The organism is Pseudomonas sp. MMS21 TM103 (assembly GCF_022132145.1).
GTDB lineage: Bacteria > Pseudomonadota > Gammaproteobacteria > Pseudomonadales > Pseudomonadaceae > Aquipseudomonas.
Genome location: NZ_JAJISP010000001.1, coordinates 782512 through 802258 on the forward strand (window position 1 = coordinate 782512; position 19747 = coordinate 802258).

The 19747-nt window shown below is 61.9% G+C and carries 17 protein-coding genes and 1 pseudogene; 12 read left to right on the forward strand and 6 right to left on the reverse strand.

Annotated elements, in window-relative coordinates:
• Positions 1 to 36: 36 nt before the first annotated feature.
• The 3 genes and pseudogenes from LJY18_RS03585 (at position 37) to LJY18_RS03595 (ending at position 2989) form a co-directional block, all read left to right on the forward strand.
• Positions 37 to 1443, forward strand: a complete 1407-nt coding sequence (locus LJY18_RS03585) for an NAD(P)/FAD-dependent oxidoreductase (protein ID WP_238040420.1) — start codon at positions 37 to 39, stop codon at positions 1441 to 1443.
• 11 nt (positions 1444 to 1454) lie between these two features.
• Positions 1455 to 1796 (forward strand): cupin domain-containing protein, encoded by a 342-nt coding sequence (locus tag LJY18_RS03590; protein WP_238040421.1) that lies wholly within the window; start codon positions 1455 to 1457, stop codon positions 1794 to 1796.
• A gap of 77 nt (positions 1797 to 1873) precedes the next feature.
• Positions 1874 to 2989: pseudogene (locus LJY18_RS03595) on the forward strand (polyamine ABC transporter substrate-binding protein).
• Positions 2990 to 3075: 86 nt separating this feature from the next.
• Here LJY18_RS03595 and typA read toward each other — a convergent pair.
• Both typA and thiI read right to left on the reverse strand, forming a co-directional pair.
• On the reverse strand, positions 3076 to 4893 hold the full coding sequence (gene typA / locus LJY18_RS03600) for a translational GTPase TypA (protein WP_238040422.1): 1818 nt from the start codon (positions 4891 to 4893) through the stop codon (positions 3076 to 3078).
• Between the two features lie 161 nt (positions 4894 to 5054).
• A complete protein-coding gene (thiI, locus tag LJY18_RS03605) occupies positions 5055 to 6509 on the reverse strand; it encodes a tRNA uracil 4-sulfurtransferase ThiI (RefSeq protein ID WP_238040423.1) in 1455 nt (484 codons plus the stop codon).
• Positions 6510 to 6839: 330 nt separating this feature from the next.
• On the opposite strand from thiI, the gene glnA reads away from it, so the two are divergent.
• The 5 genes from glnA to ntrC all read left to right on the forward strand — a co-directional run bounded on the left by glnA (position 6840) and on the right by ntrC (position 12563).
• The gene (gene glnA, locus LJY18_RS03610; protein ID WP_238040424.1) at positions 6840 to 8246 is read left to right on the forward strand and encodes a glutamate--ammonia ligase; all 1407 of its coding nucleotides are present in this window, start codon (positions 6840 to 6842) and stop codon (positions 8244 to 8246) included.
• A gap of 172 nt (positions 8247 to 8418) precedes the next feature.
• On the forward strand, positions 8419 to 8973 hold the full coding sequence (locus tag LJY18_RS03615; protein ID WP_238040425.1) for a DUF4124 domain-containing protein: 555 nt from the start codon (positions 8419 to 8421) through the stop codon (positions 8971 to 8973).
• 3 nt (positions 8974 to 8976) lie between these two features.
• Positions 8977 to 9591: a DUF4124 domain-containing protein gene (locus LJY18_RS03620; protein WP_238040426.1), complete on the forward strand. Its 615-nt coding sequence runs from the start codon at positions 8977 to 8979 to the stop codon at positions 9589 to 9591.
• A gap of 453 nt (positions 9592 to 10044) precedes the next feature.
• The gene (gene glnL, locus LJY18_RS03625; protein ID WP_238040427.1) at positions 10045 to 11130 is read left to right on the forward strand and encodes a nitrogen regulation protein NR(II); all 1086 of its coding nucleotides are present in this window, start codon (positions 10045 to 10047) and stop codon (positions 11128 to 11130) included.
• The gene (gene ntrC / locus LJY18_RS03630; RefSeq protein ID WP_238040428.1) at positions 11127 to 12563 is read left to right on the forward strand and encodes a nitrogen regulation protein NR(I); all 1437 of its coding nucleotides are present in this window, start codon (positions 11127 to 11129) and stop codon (positions 12561 to 12563) included. Before glnL ends, ntrC begins: the two co-directional genes overlap by 4 nt.
• 434 nt (positions 12564 to 12997) lie before the next feature.
• On the opposite strand, the gene LJY18_RS03635 is transcribed toward ntrC, so the two are convergent.
• Positions 12998 to 13438 carry a hypothetical protein gene (locus LJY18_RS03635; RefSeq protein ID WP_238040429.1) on the reverse strand — a complete coding sequence of 147 codons (441 nt, stop codon included), beginning with the start codon at positions 13436 to 13438 and terminating at the stop codon, positions 12998 to 13000.
• On the opposite strand from LJY18_RS03635, the gene trmL reads away from it, so the two are divergent.
• Positions 13437 to 13898 (forward strand): tRNA (uridine(34)/cytosine(34)/5-carboxymethylaminomethyluridine(34)-2'-O)-methyltransferase TrmL, encoded by a 462-nt coding sequence (gene trmL / locus LJY18_RS03640; protein ID WP_238040430.1) that lies wholly within the window; start codon positions 13437 to 13439, stop codon positions 13896 to 13898. The two genes, LJY18_RS03635 and trmL, sit on opposite strands and share 2 nt — an antisense overlap.
• A 95-nt stretch (positions 13899 to 13993) precedes the next feature.
• On the opposite strand, the gene secB is transcribed toward trmL, so the two are convergent.
• From secB to LJY18_RS03655, 3 genes are read right to left on the reverse strand one after another with little or no spacing between them, the layout of a single operon-like run.
• Complete coding sequence (gene secB, locus LJY18_RS03645; RefSeq protein WP_238040431.1) at positions 13994 to 14485, reverse strand: protein-export chaperone SecB; 492 nt, start codon at positions 14483 to 14485, stop codon at positions 13994 to 13996.
• Between the two features lie 44 nt (positions 14486 to 14529).
• On the reverse strand, positions 14530 to 14784 hold the full coding sequence (gene grxC / locus LJY18_RS03650) for a glutaredoxin 3 (protein ID WP_238040432.1): 255 nt from the start codon (positions 14782 to 14784) through the stop codon (positions 14530 to 14532).
• 1 nt (position 14785) lies between these two features.
• Positions 14786 to 15199 carry a rhodanese-like domain-containing protein gene (locus tag LJY18_RS03655; protein ID WP_238040433.1) on the reverse strand — a complete coding sequence of 138 codons (414 nt, stop codon included), beginning with the start codon at positions 15197 to 15199 and terminating at the stop codon, positions 14786 to 14788.
• A 140-nt stretch (positions 15200 to 15339) separates the two neighbouring features.
• Between LJY18_RS03655 and gpmI the strand changes: the two genes are divergently transcribed.
• From gpmI to LJY18_RS03670, 3 genes are all read left to right on the forward strand, one after another.
• Positions 15340 to 16875, forward strand: coding sequence for a 2,3-bisphosphoglycerate-independent phosphoglycerate mutase (gene gpmI, locus LJY18_RS03660; protein ID WP_238040434.1), 1536 nt, complete (start codon positions 15340 to 15342; stop codon positions 16873 to 16875).
• A gap of 137 nt (positions 16876 to 17012) precedes the next feature.
• On the forward strand, positions 17013 to 18263 hold the full coding sequence (locus LJY18_RS03665) for a murein hydrolase activator EnvC family protein (protein ID WP_238040435.1): 1251 nt from the start codon (positions 17013 to 17015) through the stop codon (positions 18261 to 18263).
• Between the two features lie 34 nt (positions 18264 to 18297).
• Positions 18298 to 19605, forward strand: coding sequence for a S41 family peptidase (locus tag LJY18_RS03670; RefSeq protein ID WP_238040436.1), 1308 nt, complete (start codon positions 18298 to 18300; stop codon positions 19603 to 19605).
• Positions 19606 to 19747: the final 142 nt, after the last annotated feature.

Consider the following 19747-nt stretch of genomic DNA (forward strand, 5'->3'; position numbering starts at 1 on the left):
ATCTCTGCGCATCCCATTACCTGCCGGAGATCGACGATGAGCCCATGGCGCTCCCTCAGCCTGTGGATGGATCAGCTGGACGAACCGCTGACAGCCCGCCCGGCACTGACCGACGACCTGCACGCCGATGTGGCGATCATCGGCGCGGGCTACACCGGCCTGTGGACCGCCTATTACCTCAAGCGCCAGGCCCCGCAACTGCGCATCGTTATCCTCGAAGGCGAGATTGCCGGCTTCGGGGCCTCCGGGCGCAACGGCGGCTGGCTGATGGGCAACCTGCTCGGCGAGGATCGCCTGCTCGCCGACCAGCCCAGCGCCGCGCGCCGGAGCGCCTATGCACTGCTGCACGGGATTCCCGATGAAGTCGCCAGCGTGCTGGCCCGCGAAGGCATCGCCTGTGATTACCGCAAGGGCGGCGTGCTCTATTGTGCCGCGCGCTACCCCGAGCAGCTGGCCAGCCTGCAACAGCACCTGCTCGAACTGCGTGCCTTGGGCCTGGGCGATGACGCTTACCGCTGGTTAAGCGCCAACGAACTGCGCCAGCAACTCAGGCTGAACAATGCCTACGGCGCGATCCACGCCAGCCACTGCGCCACCATCCAGCCGGCCAAACTGGTGCGCGGCCTGGCCCGCTGCGTGCAATCCATGGGCGTGGAACTGTACGAACAGAGCCGGGTGATCGACTGGCAATCTGGCCTGGTGCGCACCGCCGCCGGCAGCGTGCGCGCCGACTGGATCGTCCCGGCCGTGGAAGGCTACGCCGCCAGCCTGCCGCCCCTGGGCAAGCATCAGTTACCGGTGCAGAGCCTGCTGGTGGCCACCGAGCCGCTGCCCAAGGACGTCTGGGCCGACATCGGCCTGGAGCGCGGCCAGGCCTTTAGCGAAAACAGCCGCCAAGTCACCTACGGCCAGCGTAGCGCCGACGACCGCTTGGTCTTCGGTGCCCGCGGCGGCTACCGCTTCGGCGGCCAGTTGCGTACCGATTTCAATCTCAGCGAGGACGAACGCGGCCTGCGCCGCTACCTGTTCGGCGAACTCTTCCCGCCGCTCAAGCAGGTGCGCATCACCCACGCCTGGGGCGGCAACCTGGGCATGGCGCGGCGCTTTCGCCCGCACATGCTGGTGGACCGCAAAAACGGCATCGCCCTGTCCGGCGGTTACGGCGGTGAAGGCGTCGGCGCGAGCAACCTCGGCGGGCGCACCCTGGCCGACCTGATTCTGCACCAGCACAGCGAACTGACCCGGCAACCCTGGGTGTGGGACGACCAGCCACTCAACAGCTTGCCGCGCTGGGAGCCGGAACCGCTGCGCTGGCTCGGCTACAACGCGATCATCCAGAGCTTCGTCCATGAGGACCGCGTACTGGCCGACCCGCACAGCCCCCCTTGGCGTCGGAAACTGGCCACTGGCCTGGCTGGCACCCTGGAAAAATTCATGCGTTAACGGAGCGATTGATGAGCATCCAACACTTCAGCAACACCGCCCAACTGTCCCTGATGGACGTCAGCCCGGTGGCAGTGCCGCTCGGCGAGCCGGTGGCGATCACCAGCAGCCAGGGCATCGAACAGGCCGACGGCGTCGCCGCCGGAATTTGGGAATGTACGCCGGGGCGCTGGCGGCGACAGATCGCCCAGCAGGAGTTCTGCCACTTTATCGCCGGGCGCTGCACCTTCACCCCGGACGGCGGCGAGCCCATGCAGATCCAGGCCGGCGATGCCCTGCTGCTACCGGCCAACACCTTCGGCATCTGGGATATCCAGGAGACCGTGCGCAAGAGCTTCGTCCTGCTCAGGTAACCGGCCCAGCGCAGACCGCCGCCTTTGACTTGCAACCGCCACTTCGACAACACCGACAAAAACGATGAGGTACTCCCATGTTGAAAAAACTGCTTCCCCTGCTGTTGCTAAGCAGCGTCAGCCAGGCCGCGGAAACCGTGCGCATCTACAACTGGACCGACTACATCGCCCCCGACACCCTCAAGCAGTTCGAGCAAGGCAGCGGCGTCAGCATCCACTACGACGTCTACGACAGCAACGAAACCCTGGATGCCAAGTTGATGGCCGGGCGCTCGGGCTATGACGTGGTATTCCCGTCCAACCACTATATGGCGCGGCAGATCTAGGGCGGCGCGCTGAAGAAGCTCGACAAGAGCCGTCTGCCAGGCTGGAGCCACCTCAATCCGATCCTGATGAAAGCCCTGGAAACCAACGACCCCGGCAACCAGTACGGTTTCCCTACCTGTTGGGCAGCACCGGGATCGGCTACAACGTCGCCAAGGTGCGCGAAGTGCTCGGCGAGGATGTGCCGCTCGACTCCTGGGACCTGATCTTCAAGCCCGAACACCTGGCCAAGCTCAGCCAGTGCGGCGTGGCGATTCTCGACAACGGCCCCGAGCTGCTGCCCATTGCCCTGCACTACCTCGGGCTGCCGCACCACAGCCAGAACCTCGATGACTACAAGAAGGCCGAAGCGCTGCTGCTGGAGATGCGCCAGAACGTGCACTACTTCCACTCCTCCAAGTACGTCGGCGATCTGGCCAATGGCGATATCTGCATGGCGGTGGGCTTTTCCGGCGACATCATGCAGGCCTCTAACCGCGCCAGCGAAGCGGGCACAGGCATCGCCATCCACTATGTGACCCCCAAGGAAGGCACGCCGATCTGGTTCGATATGGCTCGATATGGTTCGATATGGTTCGATATGGTTCGATATGGTGAGCATGCCGGCCGACAGCAACAACGAGCAGGCCGCCTACGCCTTTATGAATTACCTGCTGCAACCCGAGGTGATCGCGCAGATCACCAACCATGTGCAATACGCCAACGGCAACAGCGCCGCCGACGCCCTGATCGACCCCGGGCTGAAGGCCGATGCCACCGTCTACCCGCCACAGGAAGCAATGGACAACCTCTTCGCCCTGGAAGCCATGCCCCTGAAGATCGACCGCGTGCGCACGCGCCTCTGGAGCAAGGTCAAGAGTGGGATCTGACGCTGCAAAAAAACTGAATCAAAACCAATAAAAAGCCCCCGCCAACTCACGTTGGCGGGGGCCTTTTCACTCATGCAACCGAGTTATCAGTTGCCTTTCTTGGCCGCGCGGGTGCGCTCGCTTTCACCAAGAATTTTCTTACGCAGGCGAATCGACTTCGGCGTCACTTCACACAGCTCGTCGTCCTGGATGAATTCCAGAGCCTGTTCCAGCGTGAACTTCACCGGTGGAACCAGGGCGATGGTTTCGTCCTTGCCGGAAGCACGCATGTTGTCGAGCTTCTTGCCTTTGGTCGGGTTCACGCCCATGTCGTTGTCGCGGCTGTTGAGGCCGACGATCTGACCTTCGTAGATGTCCTGGCCGTGCTCGACAAACAACTTGCCACGCGCCTGCAGGGTTTCCAGCGAGTAGGTCAGCGCCTTGCCGGTAGCGACCGACACCAGTACGCCATTCTGACGACCGGACATGTCGCCGGACTTCATCACGTCGTAACGGTCGAAGATGCTGGTCATGATGCCGGCACCGGAGGTCAGGGTCAGGAACTCGTTACGGAAACCGATCAGACCACGGGCCGGGATATTGTACTCAAGGCGCACACGGCCCTTGCCATCCGGAACCATGTTGGTCAGGTCGCCTTTGCGCAGACCCATCTGCTCCATCAGCGCGCCCTGGGAAACTTCCGGCACGTCGATAGTGACGTTTTCAAAGGGTTCGTGCTTGACGCCATCGACCATCTTGATGATCACTTCCGGACGACCGACACCCATCTCGAAGCCTTCGCGACGCATGGTTTCGATCAGTACCGAGAGGTGCAGTTCACCACGGCCGGAGACCTTGAACTTGTCGGCAGTGTCGCCTTCTTCGACGCGCAGGGCCACGTTGTACAGCAGCTCCTTGTCCAGACGCTCCTTGATGTTGCGGCTGGTGACGAACTTGCCTTCCTTACCGCAGAACGGCGAGTCGTTGACCTGGAAGGTCATGGCAACGGTCGGCTCGTCCACGGACAACGGAACCATGGCCTCGACGTTCTGCGGGTCGCACAGGGTGTCGGAGATGAACAGCTGATCGAAACCGCTGATGCAAACGATGTCGCCAGCGGCGGCTTCGTCCACGTCGATGCGGTGCAGGCCGTGGTGGCCCATCAGCTTGAGGATACGACCGTTACGGCGCTTGCCGTGAACGTCGATCGCCACCACCTGGGTGTTCGGCTTGACGCGGCCACGGGCGATACGGCCAACGCCGATAATGCCGAGGAAGCTGTTGTAGTCCAGGGCGGAAATCTGCATCTGGAACGGGCCGTCGCGGTCGACTTTCGGCGCCGGCACGTGATCGACGATGGCCTGGTACAAGGGCACCAGGTCATCCGCCATGTCGGTGTGTTCCAGACCGGCAACACCGTTGATCGCCGAAGCAAATACGATCGGGAAGTCCAGCTGCTCTTCGGTAGCGCCAAGGTTGTCGAACAGGTCGAAGATTTGCTCGACAACCCAATCCGGACGCGCGCCCGGACGATCGACCTTGTTCACCACCACGATCGGACGCAGGCCAGCCTGGAAGGCTTTCTGAGTCACGAAGCGGGTTTGCGGCATCGGGCCGTCTTGGGCGTCGACAACCAGCAGCACCGAGTCAACCATCGACATCACGCGCTCGACTTCTCCGCCGAAGTCAGCGTGGCCGGGGGTGTCGACGATGTTGATGTGGTGGCCATTCCAGTTGATGGCGGTGTTTTTCGCCAAGATGGTAATGCCGCGCTCTTTTTCCTGGTCGTTGCTGTCCATCAGGCGCTCGGTGTCGAGCTCGTTGCGCTCAAGGGTACCGGACTGGCGCAGAAGGGCATCAACCAAGGTGGTTTTGCCATGGTCGACGTGAGCGATGATGGCGATGTTGCGTAGTTTTTCGATCACTTGTGTATCTCGATCAGAGGATTCGGTTTGCCGCATATTCTACGCGGCGGATATTAACTAAATACGAATTCGGCCAGACGGTGCAAAAGCGCAGCGGCTTTTACCCCGCCTGCAGGTCGGGAGGGCGATGGCGGATGCTGCCGCCATTCAACCCAGGCGTCTTATGCCGGACGATAAACGCGCACATTGGCATACCCCTCGCTAAGCAGGTGGTGGGCATGCAAACGGCTCATGATGCCTTTGTCGCAATACAGCAGGTATTGACGACTGGCATCCAGCTCTTTGAAGCGGCTGTTCAAGGCATAGAACGGCAGCGTTTGCACTTCGATACCGGGCAGCTCGAGAGGCTGCTCTTCGGCGTTATCCGGGTGACGGATGTCAATGATGACATGACTGGCCAGGGCTTCGCTGACTTCCTCGACCTTGATGTCCTTGCCCAGCTCGTCGATTACCTTGTCGATCGGCAGCAATGTCGCGCGCTCAAGGGCGCGCTCGAGAATTGCCATATCGAACTGACGCTCTTCATATTCGATGCGGTCTTTCTTCGCCCGGGTGGTCGGGTTCACCGAGATCACGCCGCAATACTCTGGCATGTGCTTGGCAAACTCGGCGGTGCCGATGGCGGTGGCAGTGTCGATGATGTCCTGCTTGTGGCTGGCGATCAGCGGCCGCAGCACCAGCATGTCGGTGGCCGAGTCGATCACCGAGAGGTTGGGCAGGGTCTGGCTGGAGACCTGGGAAATCGCCTCGCCGGTGACCAGAGCATTGATCTGCAGCTTCTCGGCCATGTGCGTGGAGGCGCGCAGCATCATGCGCTTGAGGATCACACCCATCTGGCTGTTGTCGACCTTGCCGATGATCTCGCCGAGCACTTCCTCGAAGGGCACGCTGATAAACAGCACGCGCTGCGAGCGGCCGAATTTCTGCCACAGGTAGTGAGCGACTTCCATCACGCCCAGCTCGTGAGCACGGCCACCCAGGTTGAAAAAGCAGAAATGGGTGACCAGGCCGCGGCGCATCATCTGATAGGCCGCGACCGTGGAATCGAAACCGCCGGACATCAGCACCAGGGTCTGCTCCAGCGAGCCGAGCGGATAACCGCCCAGGCCCTGGTGCTGATTGTGGATGACGAACAGGCGCTGGTCGCGGATTTCCATGCGCACTTCGACTTCGGGCTGCTTCAGGTCGATCCCGGCGGCGCCGCACTGCTGGCGCAATTGGCTGCCGACGTAGCGCTCGATGTCCATGGAACTGAACGCATGCTTGCCGGCCCGCTTGCAGCGCACGGCGAAGATCTTGCCCGGCAAGCGGTCGCCGAAGTGGTGCTTGCATTTCTCCAGCACGTCGTCGAAGTCGCCCAGCGGGTATTCGTCGACCTGGAGAAAATGGGTGATGCCTGGCGTGCAGCTGAGCCGCTCGATCATCGCCTGCAGGGTTTTCGCCTCGCTGATCGCGGTCTCGACTACCAGGTTGTCCCACACACCACTGACCAGCAGCTGCGGATCGAGATCGCGCAGCACCGAACGGATGTTTTTCGCCAATTGCCGGATAAAGTGCTTACGCACCGGCCGGCTTTTTATGGTGATTTCTGGGAAGACTTTAACGATCAGTTTCATTAAAACGGCACATGCCAAGACGACTAAAAAACAGGGGCGCGGATTATAGCGGAAATTGTGCAAGCTTTGACCAAAAATACTACCACCCCACAAGAGCGCACCTTAATAGAGCACAAAGAAACCTGAACGACCCATCTTGGTGCGCAAAATCTCACTTTGCTAATCCGCAGGCCTCGTCATGCTTGAGTTTCAGCCGCTTAACCCATTCCTGTGCACTGGCATGCAATTTGCTCCCTTGTGAGGCAGGTTATCCTGGCGGACTATCGCGCCCGGCCGCACCAATTATATAGAGGGCTCACTATTCCGAGCCTTATCCACCTGGAGGACAGCATGTCGAAGTCGATTCAACTGATCAAAGAACACGACGTGAAGTGGGTTGACCTGCGCTTCACTGACACCAAGGGCAAGCAACACCACATCACCATGCCGGCACGTGATGCCCTCGACGAAGACTTCTTCGAAATCGGCAAGATGTTCGACGGCTCCTCCATTCAGGGCTGGAAAGGCATCGAAGCCTCCGACATGATCCTGCTGCCGGTCGACGAAACTGCCGTACTCGACCCGTTCACCGAAGAGCCGACCCTGATCCTGGTCTGCGACATCATCGAGCCGAGCACCATGCAAGGCTACGATCGCGACCCACGCTCCATTGCCAAGCGCGCTGAGGAATACCTCAAGTCCACCGGCATCGGCGACACCGTATTCGTCGGCCCGGAGCCTGAGTTCTTCATCTTCGACGAAGTCAAATTCAAGTCCGACATCTCCGGCTCGATGTTCAAGATCTACTCCGAGCAGGGTTCCTGGATGTCCGATCAGGACGTCGAAGGCGGCAACAAGGGCCACCGCCCGGGTGTCAAAGGCGGCTACTTCCCGGTTCCACCGTTCGACCATGACCACGAAATTCGTACTGCCATGTGTAACGCCATGGAAGAAATGGGCCTGGTCATCGAAGTACACCACCACGAAGTGGCAACTGCCGGCCAGAACGAAATCGGCGTGCAGTTCAACACCCTGGTTGCCAAGGCTGACGAAGTTCAGACCCTGAAGTACTGCGTGCATAACGTGGCTGACGCCTACGGCAAGACCGCGACCTTTATGCCGAAGCCGCTGTACGGCGACAACGGTTCGGGCATGCACGTGCACCTGTCCATCGCCAAAGATGGCAAGAACACCTTCGCTGGCGAAGGCTATGCCGGCCTGTCCGATACCGCCCTGTACTTCATCGGCGGCATCATCAAGCACGGCAAGGCCCTGAACGGCTTCACCAACCCGTCGACCAACTCCTACAAGCGCCTGGTCCCGGGCTTCGAAGCTCCAGTCATGCTGGCCTACTCGGCGCGCAACCGCTCCGCCTCGATCCGTATCCCATACGTGTCCAGCCCGAAAGCCCGTCGTATCGAAGCACGCTTCCCGGATCCGGCTGCCAACCCGTACCTGGCTTTCGCCGCCCTGCTGATGGCTGGCCTGGACGGCATCCAGAACAAGATCCACCCTGGCGATGCGGCCGACAAGAACCTGTATGACCTGCCGCCGGAAGAAGGCAAGTTGATCCCGCAAGTCTGCGGCAGCCTGAAAGAAGCCCTGGAAGAGCTGGACAAGGGCCGCGCGTTCCTGACCAAAGGCGGCGTGTTCTCCGACGACTTCATCGACGCTTACCTGGAGCTGAAGAGCGAAGAAGAAATCAAGGTCCGCACCTTCGTACACCCGCTGGAATACGACCTGTACTACAGCGTCTAAACCGACAAGCAAGACAAGAGGCCACCTTCGGGTGGCCTTTTTTGTGACTGCACGCCAAGCGCTTACCCTTGGCCATCAATTTGTTGCGCCAGTCCTAATCGCCACACCAGCACCCTTGCCAGCGCGACCTGCCAATGCAAGTCTTAGCAGTACATCCATCGGGAGATTGACCATGCGCCGGATACTCACCTGCCTGCTGCTGAGCTTGGCATTGCCGGCCAGCGCCGAGATCTACAGCTACACCGACGCCAACGGCAATACGGTGTTCACCGACCAGCCGCCAGAAGGCGTGGCGGCGCAACCAGTGGAGCTGCCACCGACCAACACCGTGGAACCACAAGCACCAGCCACACCCACGATCAGCAAAAGCAGCGAAACCACGACCGAAGCCCCCTATCGACTTCTGCAATTGACCGGCCTGCCCAGCACTGATGCACTACGCGCCAACGACGGCACCTTCAGCGTCGGGGTTGCACTGGAACCACGCCTGGCATCCAATCACCGCCTGCGCCTACTGCTGGATGGCCAGCCTTACGGCCAGCCCAGTAATGTGCCGCGCCTGCAATTGACCAATGTCGAGCGCGGCGAACACAGCCTGGCGGTCGAAGTGCTGAGCGGCGATGAGACGATTCAACAGAGCGCCGCCGTCACCTTCGTTGTGCAGCGGGTCAATACCAGCAGCCCGGCGCTGCGCCCGCCAACCGCAAAACCAAACCCGGCCCCCTGAACCATGCGTAATCTGCTGCTTTGTTTGCTGCTGCTAAGCCTGCCGGCAGCCGCCCAGGTGTATACCTATCTAGATGCCGAGGGTAATCGGGTATTTACTGACAAGCCCCGGCAGGGTAATGCCGAACGCATCCAATTGGCGCCCACCAACGGCATGCACAGCGACACCCACGAATCACCGCCCGCAGTTGCACCACCTAGTGCACCGGCCCTCAGCTACCAGATGCTACGGATCCTGGTGCCGCAGCCCGACGCGACCATCCGCGACAACACCGGCAACCTGATCGTCACAGCCACCAGCGAGCCGTCGCTGCATCCGGGCCACGGCTACCGCTTGCTGGTCGACGGCCAAGCGACAGGCGAAACCGGACGCAGCCCGGTTTTTGCGCTGGAGAATATCGACCGCGGCACCCACCAGCTGGCCGTTGAAATCGTCGACGCCCTGGGCCGAACCGTAGATCGCACCCCCAACCAGCCGCTGCATATGCTGCGGATTTCCCTGACCCAGAAACGCCTGGTCAGACCCTGCAAGAAAATCGATTATGGTGTGCGCCCGGAATGCCCGCCCAGGGACAAGCCCGCGGAAAAGAAAGACATTCCCTTCGTACCCTTTTTCTGACCCTCCCGGCTCGCACCGTATTGGTGCGACACATTGCACCAGCAACTATACTTTCCCTGTTTTGGTTCACTCGTTCACCAGAGCACAGAACTAATACGCCCTCTTGTCGCCGCCAATGCTGATTCCGCGCGTCTTTTCGGGGCTTTGGTTTGCTTCTTGCATTTTCCAGCTGCAGCACCGCAAGCCTTAGGGTCTGCTGACATTATGTCGCGGCCGCGACCAAGGCCCGCCTGGCACGAGGCACGAGGAGTGAAGTCTGGTTATGCCAAATGAGCGACGAGAAACACCGGGCCATGCCAATCCGGCTCACTCCCTGTGGGCTGCACGCCCAATAGTGCCAGTCGGCGTTACGCGACCCGGCACAGGAACAACCATTGTCGGCGTCCCGCGTGCTGCCTGGCCCTGCCTGGTAACGCAACGCGGCTCGCGGCGAACCCTCAGCAGACCCTATATATGACTATCAAAGATGCACTGCACCGCCTGCTGCTGGACAACCTGACCACCGCCACCCTGCTGCTCAACGCCGACCTGCGCCTTGAGTACATGAACCCGGCGGCGGAAATGCTCCTGGCCGTCAGCGGCCAGCGCAGCCACGGACAATTCATCAGCGAACTGTTCACCGAGTCGGCCGAGGCCCTGAGTTCGCTACGCCAGGCCGTCGAGCAGGCGCATCCGTTCAACAAGCGCGAGGCCGTGCTCACCGCCGTCACTGGCCAGACCCTCACCGTCGATTACGCGGTCACGCCGATTCTCAACCGCGGTGAAACCCTGCTGCTGCTGGAGGTGCATCCACGCGACCGCCTGCTGCGCATCACCAAGGAAGAAGCCCAGCTGTCCAAGCAGGAAACCACCAAGATGCTGGTGCGCGGCCTGGCCCACGAGATCAAGAACCCGCTCGGCGGCATTCGCGGCGCCGCCCAGTTGCTCGCCCGCGAGCTGCCAAATGAAGACCTCAAGGACTACACCAATGTCATCATCGAAGAAGCCGACCGCCTGAGAAACCTGGTCGACCGCATGCTCGGCTCGAACAAGCTGCCGATGCTGGCCATGACCAACGTGCACGAAGTGCTGGAACGAGTCGGCAGCCTGATCGAAGCAGAAAGCCAGGGCAGCATCATTTTGGTGCGTGATTACGACCCGAGCATTCCCGACGTATTGATCGATCGCGAACAGATGATCCAGGCCGTGCTCAATATCGTGCGCAACGCCATGCAGGCCATCGGTGCGCAGAACGAAATGCGCCTGGGCCGCATCACCCTGCGCACCCGCACCCTGCGTCAATTCACTATCGGGCATATCCGCCACCGCCTGGTGGCACGCCTGGAGATCATCGACAACGGTCCCGGCATCCCGGCTGAGCTGCAAGACACCATCTTCTATCCCATGGTCAGCGGACGTGCCGACGGCACCGGTCTGGGCCTGGCGATAACCCAGAACATCATTAGTCAGCATCAGGGGCTGATCGAGTGCGAGAGCCATCCTGGTCACACCGTGTTCTCGATCTTCCTGCCGCTTGAACAAGGAGTAACTCCGTCATGAGTCGCAGTGAAACCGTATGGATCGTCGACGACGACCGTTCCATCCGCTGGGTGCTGGAAAAAGCCCTGCAACAGGAAGGCATGACCACCCAGAGCTTCGACAGCGCCGACGGTGTCCTCAGCCACCTCAGCCGGCAACAACCGGATGTGATCGTCTCGGACATCCGCATGCCAGGCTCCAGCGGCCTGGAACTGCTGGCGCGGATCCGCGAACTCTACCCACGTCTGCCGGTCATCATCATGACCGCCCATTCCGACCTGGACAGCGCGGTGGCGTCCTATCAGGGCGGCGCATTCGAGTACCTGCCCAAGCCGTTCGACGTTGATGAAGCGATCTCCCTGGTCAAGCGCGCCTATCAGCACGCGCAGGAGCAGCAAGGCCTGCAGGTGCCTATTGAGCAGCCGCGCACCCCGGAAATCATCGGCGAAGCACCGGCCATGCAGGAGGTGTTTCGCGCCATCGGCCGGCTCTCCCACTCCAATATCACGGTCTTGATCAACGGCGAATCCGGCACCGGCAAGGAGCTGGTCGCCCACGCCCTGCACCGCCACAGCCCCCGCGCGGCCTCGCCCTTCATCGCGCTGAACATGGCGGCGATTCCGAAAGACCTGATGGAGTCCGAGCTGTTCGGCCACGAGAAAGGTGCCTTCACCGGAGCGGCCAACCAGCGCCGCGGTCGCTTCGAACAAGCCGACGGCGGCACCCTGTTCCTCGACGAAATCGGCGACATGCCGGCCGACACCCAGACCCGCCTGCTGCGCGTGCTGGCCGATGGCGAATTCTACCGAGTTGGCGGCCACACGCCGGTCAAAGTGGATGTACGGATCATCGCCGCCACCCACCAGAACCTGGAAACCCTGGTGCAGGAAGGCAAGTTCCGCGAAGACCTGTTTCACCGCCTCAACGTGATCCGCATCCACATCCCGCGACTGTCCGACCGACGTGAAGATATCCCGACCCTGGCCCGCCACTTCCTCGCCCGCGCCGCACTGGAACTGGCCGTCGAACCCAAGCTATTGAAAAGCGAGACCGAAGACTATCTGCAGCATCTACCCTGGCCGGGTAACGTGCGCCAACTGGAAAACACCTGCCGCTGGATCACCGTGATGGCCTCCGGGCGCGAGGTGCATGTCGGCGACCTGCCCCCGGAACTGCTCAGCCAGCCGCAGGACAGTGCACCGGCGAGCAACTGGGAACAGGCGCTGCGGCAATGGGCCGACCAAGCCCTGGCCCGCGGTCAGTCGGACCTGCTCGACAGTGCAGTACCGGCCTTCGAGCGGATCATGATCGAAACGGCGCTCAAGCACACCGCCGGCCGCCGTCGTGACGCCGCCTTGCTGCTGGGCTGGGGCCGCAATACCCTGACCCGCAAGATCAAGGAACTGGGCATGAAGGTCGATGGTGCCGAAGACGACGACAGCGACGACGCCTGACCGCGATCCGAGGACAAAAAAACGGGCCGCTGGCCCGTTTTTTTTGTGCCCGGCAAATGCAGAGCCTGGCCCGAAAGAAACGCCCCTCCCCTGCTATGGCACGGGAGGCAAGGACGGCCCCCACCGGTGCGAGTTTGGCGCTTACCGATGGCGGCCCTTGACCCAGGCACAGGTGGCGCCATGCACCGGCCCTCGGCCGGCGCCAGGGCCAATGGGCATGCGGCGCTCCGAATCGGCGCCTGGGCGCACCTGAATGCACAGGCAAGGAACATTTTCGCCCACATAGCCACCGCCCCGAGCCCCTGCGACTGCCCTGCAACCCAGCAACAACAGGGATTTGCGTCGCCGTAATAAAACTGGCACACCCCCTGCATATGCTTGAGTAACTCCAGTTTTGGGGGCCTTGGTACAGGCAGGCCGGGGATTCCCCTCTTTTATTCGTACGCCAGGCTGACCGTCAGCCGCCAGCGCCCGTCCAGCTCCTCAGCGCGCCACTCGCCGCGCAACGGACGGGCTGCCACTACCCGCAACAGCAACTCCCGGCCCTCGCGCCGCACCCGCCAATTGACAACCTTGCCCTGCAGGCGCAGCTGCCCCTGGCGCTCGCGGCCCAGGCTTTCGACGCGCAGAAAAAACACACCGTCCATGTGACCGGTACGCACCTTCGGCTCGACGTTGAACCACAGCTGCAGCCCCTCATCCACTACCTCGACACTCGCCAGCCGCAGCGGGTCGGGGTGAAACATGCGGCCGATCATCAGCCCGATCAGAAAACCGAACAATGCCAGGGAGCCGATCACCCGCGCCCAGGGACGCGGCCGCGGGTCCGGATCAGGAGTAGAATACCGGCCGTCTTCAGGCTTGGAGCCGCGCATGTTTCACGTGATCCTCTTTCAACCGGAAATTCCACCGAATACCGGCAACATTATCAGGCTCTGCGCCAACAGCGGCTGCCACTTGCACCTGATCGAGCCCTTGGGCTTCGAACTGGATGACAAGCGCCTGCGCCGCGCCGGCCTCGACTATCACGAGTACGCCACCCTGCAGCGTCATGCCGATCTCCCCAGTTGCCTGGAGAGCCTCGGCCAGCCGCGCGTCTTCGCCTTCACCACCAAAGGCTCTCAGCTCTATCATCAGGTGCACTACGAGCCCGGCGACGCCTTTCTGTTCGGCCCGGAAAGCCGCGGCCTGCCGCAGGACATACGCGATGCCCTGCCCGCCGCACAATGCCTGCGCCTGCCGATGCGCGAAGGCTGTCGCAGCCTGAATCTGTCCAATACCGTGGCGGTGGCAGTCTATGAGGCCTGGCGCCAACAGGACTTCGCCACGCCTTGACAGGCCACCGGCAGGGCGGCTCAGCCCGCCTGGTGCCGCCACACTCGCGGCACAAAAAAGCGCCCCTAAGGGCGCTTTTTATCTGCGGCAACGGCTCAATGGGCCGGAGCAGCCTCACCAGCCTGCTGCTGGATGCGCTGCAGCTCTTGAGCATAGAGCGCGTCGAAGTTCACCGGCGCCAGCATCAGTGCCGGGAAGGAGCCGCGCACCACCAGACTGTCGAGGGTTTCGCGCGCATACGGGAACAGAATGTTCGGGCAGAACGCGCCCAGGGTGTGACTCATGGAGGCGGCGTCCAACCCCTTGACCAGGAAGATCCCGGCTTGCTGGACTTCGGCGATGAAGGCAGTTTCTTCACCATTTTTCACGGTGACCGAGAGGGTCAGCACCACTTCGTGGAAGTCGCCTTCGAGCGGCTTCTGCCGGGTATTCAAGTCCAGGGCAACGCTCGGGCTCCATTCCTGACGAAAGATCTCCGGGCTTTTCGGCGCCTCGAAGGACAGGTCGCGGACATAGATGCGTTGCAGGGAAAACTGCGGATTCTGTTCGCCTTGGGCGCCCGCGCCGTTGCTAGCTTGTTCAGTCATGGCAATGCCTTCTTGTCGTGGGTACTGGGTAGATGAGGGGGGTACTAAGCCTCGAGCAGCGCATCCAGCTTGCCAGCGCGCTCCAGGTCATACAGATCGTCGCAGCCACCAACATGGCTGCTGCCGATCCAGATCTGCGGCACCGAGGTCTTCCGCGCCTTACGCGTCATCTCCGCGCGCACCTCAGGCTTGCCGTCGACCTTGATTTCATCGAAGTCCACGCCCTTGCGGGCCAGCAACTGCTTGGCACGCATGCAGTAGGGGCACCAATCGCTGGAATAAATGACGACGGCAGACATATCACTTCACCAATGGCAGGTTGTCGCCACGCCAGCTGGCAATCCCGCCAGACAGCTTGGCCGCGTTGAAACCGGCTTTTTTCAAGTCACGACTGACCGAACCGGCATGCTGGCCCATGGCATCCACCACAATCAGGGTCTTGTCTTTGTGCTTTTCCAGTTCCGCGATGCGGCTGGTGATCTTTTCATAGGGAATATGCAAGGCGCCGACGATATGGCCGGCAGAGAAATCCTTTTGCCCACGCACGTCCAGGACCAAGCCCTGCTCGCTGTTGATCAAGGCGGTCAGCTCGCGACTGCTCAGGCTTTGCCCACCTTTACGCAGTTCCGTGAAGATCAGCAGCGCCAGCAGGACAACAAACAATCCGCTCAATTCATAGTGCGTAGAGGCAAATTCAATCAGTTTGGCAAGCATGAGGTGGTTCCGGGACGGTAAAATCCCGGCAGTATACACAGCCCCACAGGTCGGCCACACCCCGCCCGGCGGTGACGGGTCTGATACCAGGCCTTAAAATGCCCAGCCTTTTTGTCCCTCATGCACAGCGAGCCAGATTAATGAGTGCCACGCCCAAACCCTTGGTCCTGATCATTCTCGATGGCTTCGGTCACAGTGACAGCACCGAATACAATGCCATCCATGCCGCCAACACGCCGGTTTACGACCACCTGTGCGCCACCCAGCCGCACAGCCTGATCTCGGGCTCAGGCATGGACGTCGGCCTGCCGGACGGCCAGATGGGCAATTCCGAGGTCGGCCATATGAACCTCGGCGCCGGCCGTGTCGTGTACCAGGACTTCACCCGGGTGACCAAAGCCATTCGCGATGGCGAATTCTTCGAGAATCCGGCGATCACCCTCGCGGTGGACCAGGCCGTGAGTGCCGGCAAGGCCGTGCACATCCTCGGCCTGCTATCCGACGGCGGCGTGCACAGCCACCAGGATCACCTGGTGGCCATGGCCGAACTGGCCGCCCAGCGTGGCGCCGAGAAAATTTACCTGCACGCCTTCCTCGATGGCCGCGATACGCCGCCGCGAAGCGCCCAGGCCTCCATCGAACTGCTCGACACGACCTTCGCCAAGCTCGGCAAGGGCCGCATCGCCAGCCTGGTTGGCCGCTACTTCGCCATGGACCGCGACAACCGCTGGGACCGCGTCGAGCAGGCCTACAACCTGATCGTCAACGGCCAGGGCCAGTTCAACGCCGCCAGCGCGCTGGAAGGCTTGCAGGCCGCCTACGCCCGTGACGAAAACGACGAGTTCGTCAAGGCCACCACCCTCGGCGAGCCGGTCAAAGTGGAGGATGGCGACGCCGTGGTGTTCATGAACTTCCGCGCCGACCGCGCCCGCGAACTGACTCGCGCCTTCGTCGAGCCCGACTTCCAGGACTTCCCGCGCGCCCGACTGCCGAAACTGTCCAGCTTCGTCATGCTGACCCAGTACGCGGCGAACATTCCGGCACCCAGCGCTTTCGCTCCCGCCAGCCTGACCAATGTGCTTGGCGAATACCTGGCGAAGAACGGCAAGACCCAGTTGCGTATCGCCGAGACCGAAAAATACGCCCACGTCACCTTCTTCTTCTCCGGCGGCCGCGAAGAGCCGTTCGACGGCGAGGAGCGCATCCTGATCCCGTCGCCGAATGTCGCCACCTATGACCTGCAGCCCGAGATGAATGCGCCGCAAGTCACCGACCGGATCGTCGAGGCGATCAAGCAACAGCGTTATGACGTGATCATCGTCAACTACGCCAACGGCGACATGGTTGGCCATACCGGCGTGTTCGCCGCCGCGGTCAAGGCCGTGGAATGCCTGGACAGCTGCGTCGGACGTATCGTCGAGGCGCTGGACAAGGTCGGCGGCGAAGCCCTGATCACCGCTGACCATGGCAACGTCGAGCAAATGGAGGATGTCTGCACGGGCCAGGCGCACACCGCCCACACCTGCGAGCCGGTGCCCTTCATCTACGTCGGCAAGCGCCAGCTGAGGATGCGCGAAGGCGGGGTCCTGGCCGACGTGGCCCCGACCATGCTGACCCTGATGGGCCTGCCGATCCCGGCGGAAATGACCGGCACCAGCATTATCGAACTGAGCTAACGACGGCAAGCGGCAGGCGCGGCAATAACGGCTACCACCCGGCTGGCATGCCGCGCCCCTGCGATTTACCACTTGCAGCTTGCCGCGGCATTTTTAGGCATACTAGGCCAGTCTCCCGCCCAGGTATCGCCAGTACCATGTTTCGCCTCATTGCCTTGATATTCCTCGCCTGCCTGCTGACTCCGGCCTTTGCCGACGAGAAGGCTGACGCCCAGAAACAGCTGGAAGCAGCCCGCAGTGACGTGGCCGAGCTGAAAAAGCTGCTGGAGAAGCTGCAGCAGGACAAATCCGGCGTGCAGAAAGACCTGCGCAAGACCGAAACCGAAATGGGCGAGCTGGAAAAGCAGGTCAAGGACCTGCAAAAAAGCCTGGATGACGGCGAGGTGGAGATCCAGCGTCTCAATCAGGAGAAAAAAAAACTCCATGACGCGCGCCTCGAGCAACACCGGCTGATCGGTATTCAGGCCCGCGCCGCCTACCAGAGCGGCCGCCAGGAATACCTGAAGCTGCTGCTGAATCAGCAGAATCCGGAAAAGTTCTCGCGCACCCTGACCTATTACGACTACCTCAACGAAGCGCGCATGGAGCAGTTGGCCACGTTCAACGAAACCCTGCGGCAGCTGGCCAATGTCGAGCAGGACATCGCCACTCAGCAGAATCAGTTGCTGGAACACAAAGAGACTCTGGACGCGCGCGGCGAGCAACTCGCCCAGGCGCGCAAGGAACGCCAACTGGCCCTGGCCAAACTGAACCAGGAATATTCCGCCCGCGACCACAAACTCAAGGCCCGCCAGCAAGAGCAGGCGCAACTGGCCCGGGTACTGAAAACCATCGAAGCGACCCTGGCCCGTCAGGCACGCGAAGCCGAACAGGCGCGGCAACAGGCCTTGGTCGCCGCGCGCGAGCAACAGCGCAGCAGCACTGCAGCCGCCAGCAGCCCCAGCAACGGCCCGCGGGTCAGCTCCGGCACTACTTATGGCGGCCCTTTTGCCAAGGCCCGCGGCAAGTTGCCCTGGCCGGTCAATGGCCGCTTGGTCGCCCGTTACGGCACCCCCCGCGGTACTGACGCCCGGACCAAGTGGGACGGCGTCCTGATCGGCGCCAGCGCCGGCAGCCAGGTTCACGCCGTACATGGCGGCCGCGTGGTGTTCGCCGACTGGTTGCGCGGTGCCGGGCTATTGGTCATTCTCGACCATGGCAATGGCTACCTGAGCCTGTACGGACACAACCAGAGCCTGCTCAAAGACGCCGGCGACATCGTCAACGCCGGCGAGCCCATCGCCACAGTCGGCACCAGCGGCGGACAAGACACTCCCGCGCTGTATTTCGCGATTCGCCAGCAGGGTCGCCCCAGCGACCCTGCACAATGGTGCCGCACGCAAGGATAAGCGTTGCGCTCACCTCTCTAGGAGTTAGTTCGACATGCCGCATCCGTCTCGCCTCACCTTTCTGGCCCTGGCCATCGCCTTGCTCGGCGGCCCCCAGCTGCTCCAGGCCGCCGAAGCGCCACCTGTACCTGCCATCGCGAATGACAAGGCGCCGCTGCCGCTGGACGACCTGCGCACCTTCGCCGAGGTGATGGATCGCATCAAGTCAGCCTATGTCGAACCGGTCAGCGACAAGACCCTGCTGGAAAACGCCATCAAGGGCATGCTCAGCAACCTCGACCCACACTCCGCCTACCTCGACCCCGAATCCTTCCGTGAGCTGCAGGAAAGCACCAGCGGCGAGTTCGGCGGCTTGGGCATTGAAGTCGGCCTGGAAGACGGTTTCGTCAAGGTGGTCTCGCCGATCGACGACACCCCGGCCTCGAAAGCCGGCATCCAGCCGGGCGACCTGATCGTCAAGATCGACGGCCAGCCGACCAAGGGCCTGTCGATGCTCGAAGCCGTGGACAAGATGCGCGGCGAAGCCGGCAGCAAGATCCTTCTGACCCTGGTGCGCGAGGGCGGCAAGCCCTTCGATGTGGAGCTGACCCGCGCGGTGATCAAGGTCCGCAGCGTCAAGAGCCAGTTGCTCGACGATAGCTACGGCTATCTGCGCATCACCCAGTTTCAGGTCAACACCGGCGAAGAAGTCGGCAAGGCCCTGAACAAGCTGCGCAAGGACAACGGCAAGAAGCTGCGCGGCCTGGTGCTGGATCTGCGCAACAACCCTGGCGGCGTGCTCCAGGCCGCGGTCGAGGTTACCGATCACTTCCTCAAGAAAGGCCTGATCGTCTATACGGAAGGACGCATCGCCAATTCCGAGTTGCGCTTCTCTGCCGACCCGGCAGATGCCAGCGAAGGCGTGCCCCTGGTGGTGCTGATCAATGGCGGCAGCGCTTCGGCCTCGGAGATCGTCGCCGGCGCCCTGCAAGACCACAAGCGCGGCGTACTGATGGGCACCGACAGCTTCGGCAAAGGCTCGGTGCAGACGGTGCTGCCGCTGAATAACAACAGCGCCCTGAAACTCACCACCGCCCTGTACTACACCCCCAACGGCCGCTCGATCCAGGCCCAGGGCATTGTCCCGGACATCGAAGTCGCGCGGGCCAAACTGACCCAGGAACAGGGGGAGCGCAACATCAAGGAAGCCGACCTGCTGGGGCACCTGGGCAACGGCAATGGTGGCGCGGACAAACCCAGCAGTAGCAAAACCAGCAAGCGAGCGCGGCCGCAGGATGATGATTATCAGCTGAGCCAGGCACTGAGCCTGCTCAAGGGCCTGAGCATCACTCGCGGCAATTGACTCGCTGTCGCAGGTACGAAAAAGCCCGGACACCATGCCGGGCTTTTTTGTGGACTCTGAACTGGTTCGCAGCTGCAAGGCGCGGTGGTTGAGTGGGCCGCGCCACCAGGTTTACCCTCACCGTCCACAAGTGGTAGACGGC

Bases quoted from the DNA above. Each gene is read 5' to 3' on its own strand.
- LJY18_RS03620 (WP_238040426.1), top strand. From the start codon at position 8,977: ATGCGTAATCTGCTGCTTTGTTTGCTGCTGCTAAGCCTGCCGGCAGCC.
- LJY18_RS03585 (WP_238040420.1), top strand. From the start codon at position 37: ATGAGCCCATGGCGCTCCCTCAGCCTGTGGATGGATCAGCTGGACGAA.
- trmL (WP_238040430.1), top strand. From the start codon at position 13,437: ATGTTTCACGTGATCCTCTTTCAACCGGAAATTCCACCGAATACCGGC.
- LJY18_RS03655 (WP_238040433.1), bottom strand. From the start codon at position 15,199: ATGCTTGCCAAACTGATTGAATTTGCCTCTACGCACTATGAATTGAGC.
- glnA (WP_238040424.1), top strand. From the start codon at position 6,840: ATGTCGAAGTCGATTCAACTGATCAAAGAACACGACGTGAAGTGGGTT.
- grxC (WP_238040432.1), bottom strand. From the start codon at position 14,784: ATGTCTGCCGTCGTCATTTATTCCAGCGATTGGTGCCCCTACTGCATG.
- LJY18_RS03615 (WP_238040425.1), top strand. From the start codon at position 8,419: ATGCGCCGGATACTCACCTGCCTGCTGCTGAGCTTGGCATTGCCGGCC.
- thiI (WP_238040423.1), bottom strand. From the start codon at position 6,509: ATGAAACTGATCGTTAAAGTCTTCCCAGAAATCACCATAAAAAGCCGG.
- ntrC (WP_238040428.1), top strand. From the start codon at position 11,127: ATGAGTCGCAGTGAAACCGTATGGATCGTCGACGACGACCGTTCCATC.
- secB (WP_238040431.1), bottom strand. From the start codon at position 14,485: ATGACTGAACAAGCTAGCAACGGCGCGGGCGCCCAAGGCGAACAGAAT.
- LJY18_RS03635 (WP_238040429.1), bottom strand. From the start codon at position 13,438: ATGCGCGGCTCCAAGCCTGAAGACGGCCGGTATTCTACTCCTGATCCG.
- gpmI (WP_238040434.1), top strand. From the start codon at position 15,340: ATGAGTGCCACGCCCAAACCCTTGGTCCTGATCATTCTCGATGGCTTC.
- glnL (WP_238040427.1), top strand. From the start codon at position 10,045: ATGACTATCAAAGATGCACTGCACCGCCTGCTGCTGGACAACCTGACC.
- LJY18_RS03590 (WP_238040421.1), top strand. From the start codon at position 1,455: ATGAGCATCCAACACTTCAGCAACACCGCCCAACTGTCCCTGATGGAC.
- LJY18_RS03670 (WP_238040436.1), top strand. From the start codon at position 18,298: ATGCCGCATCCGTCTCGCCTCACCTTTCTGGCCCTGGCCATCGCCTTG.
- LJY18_RS03665 (WP_238040435.1), top strand. From the start codon at position 17,013: ATGTTTCGCCTCATTGCCTTGATATTCCTCGCCTGCCTGCTGACTCCG.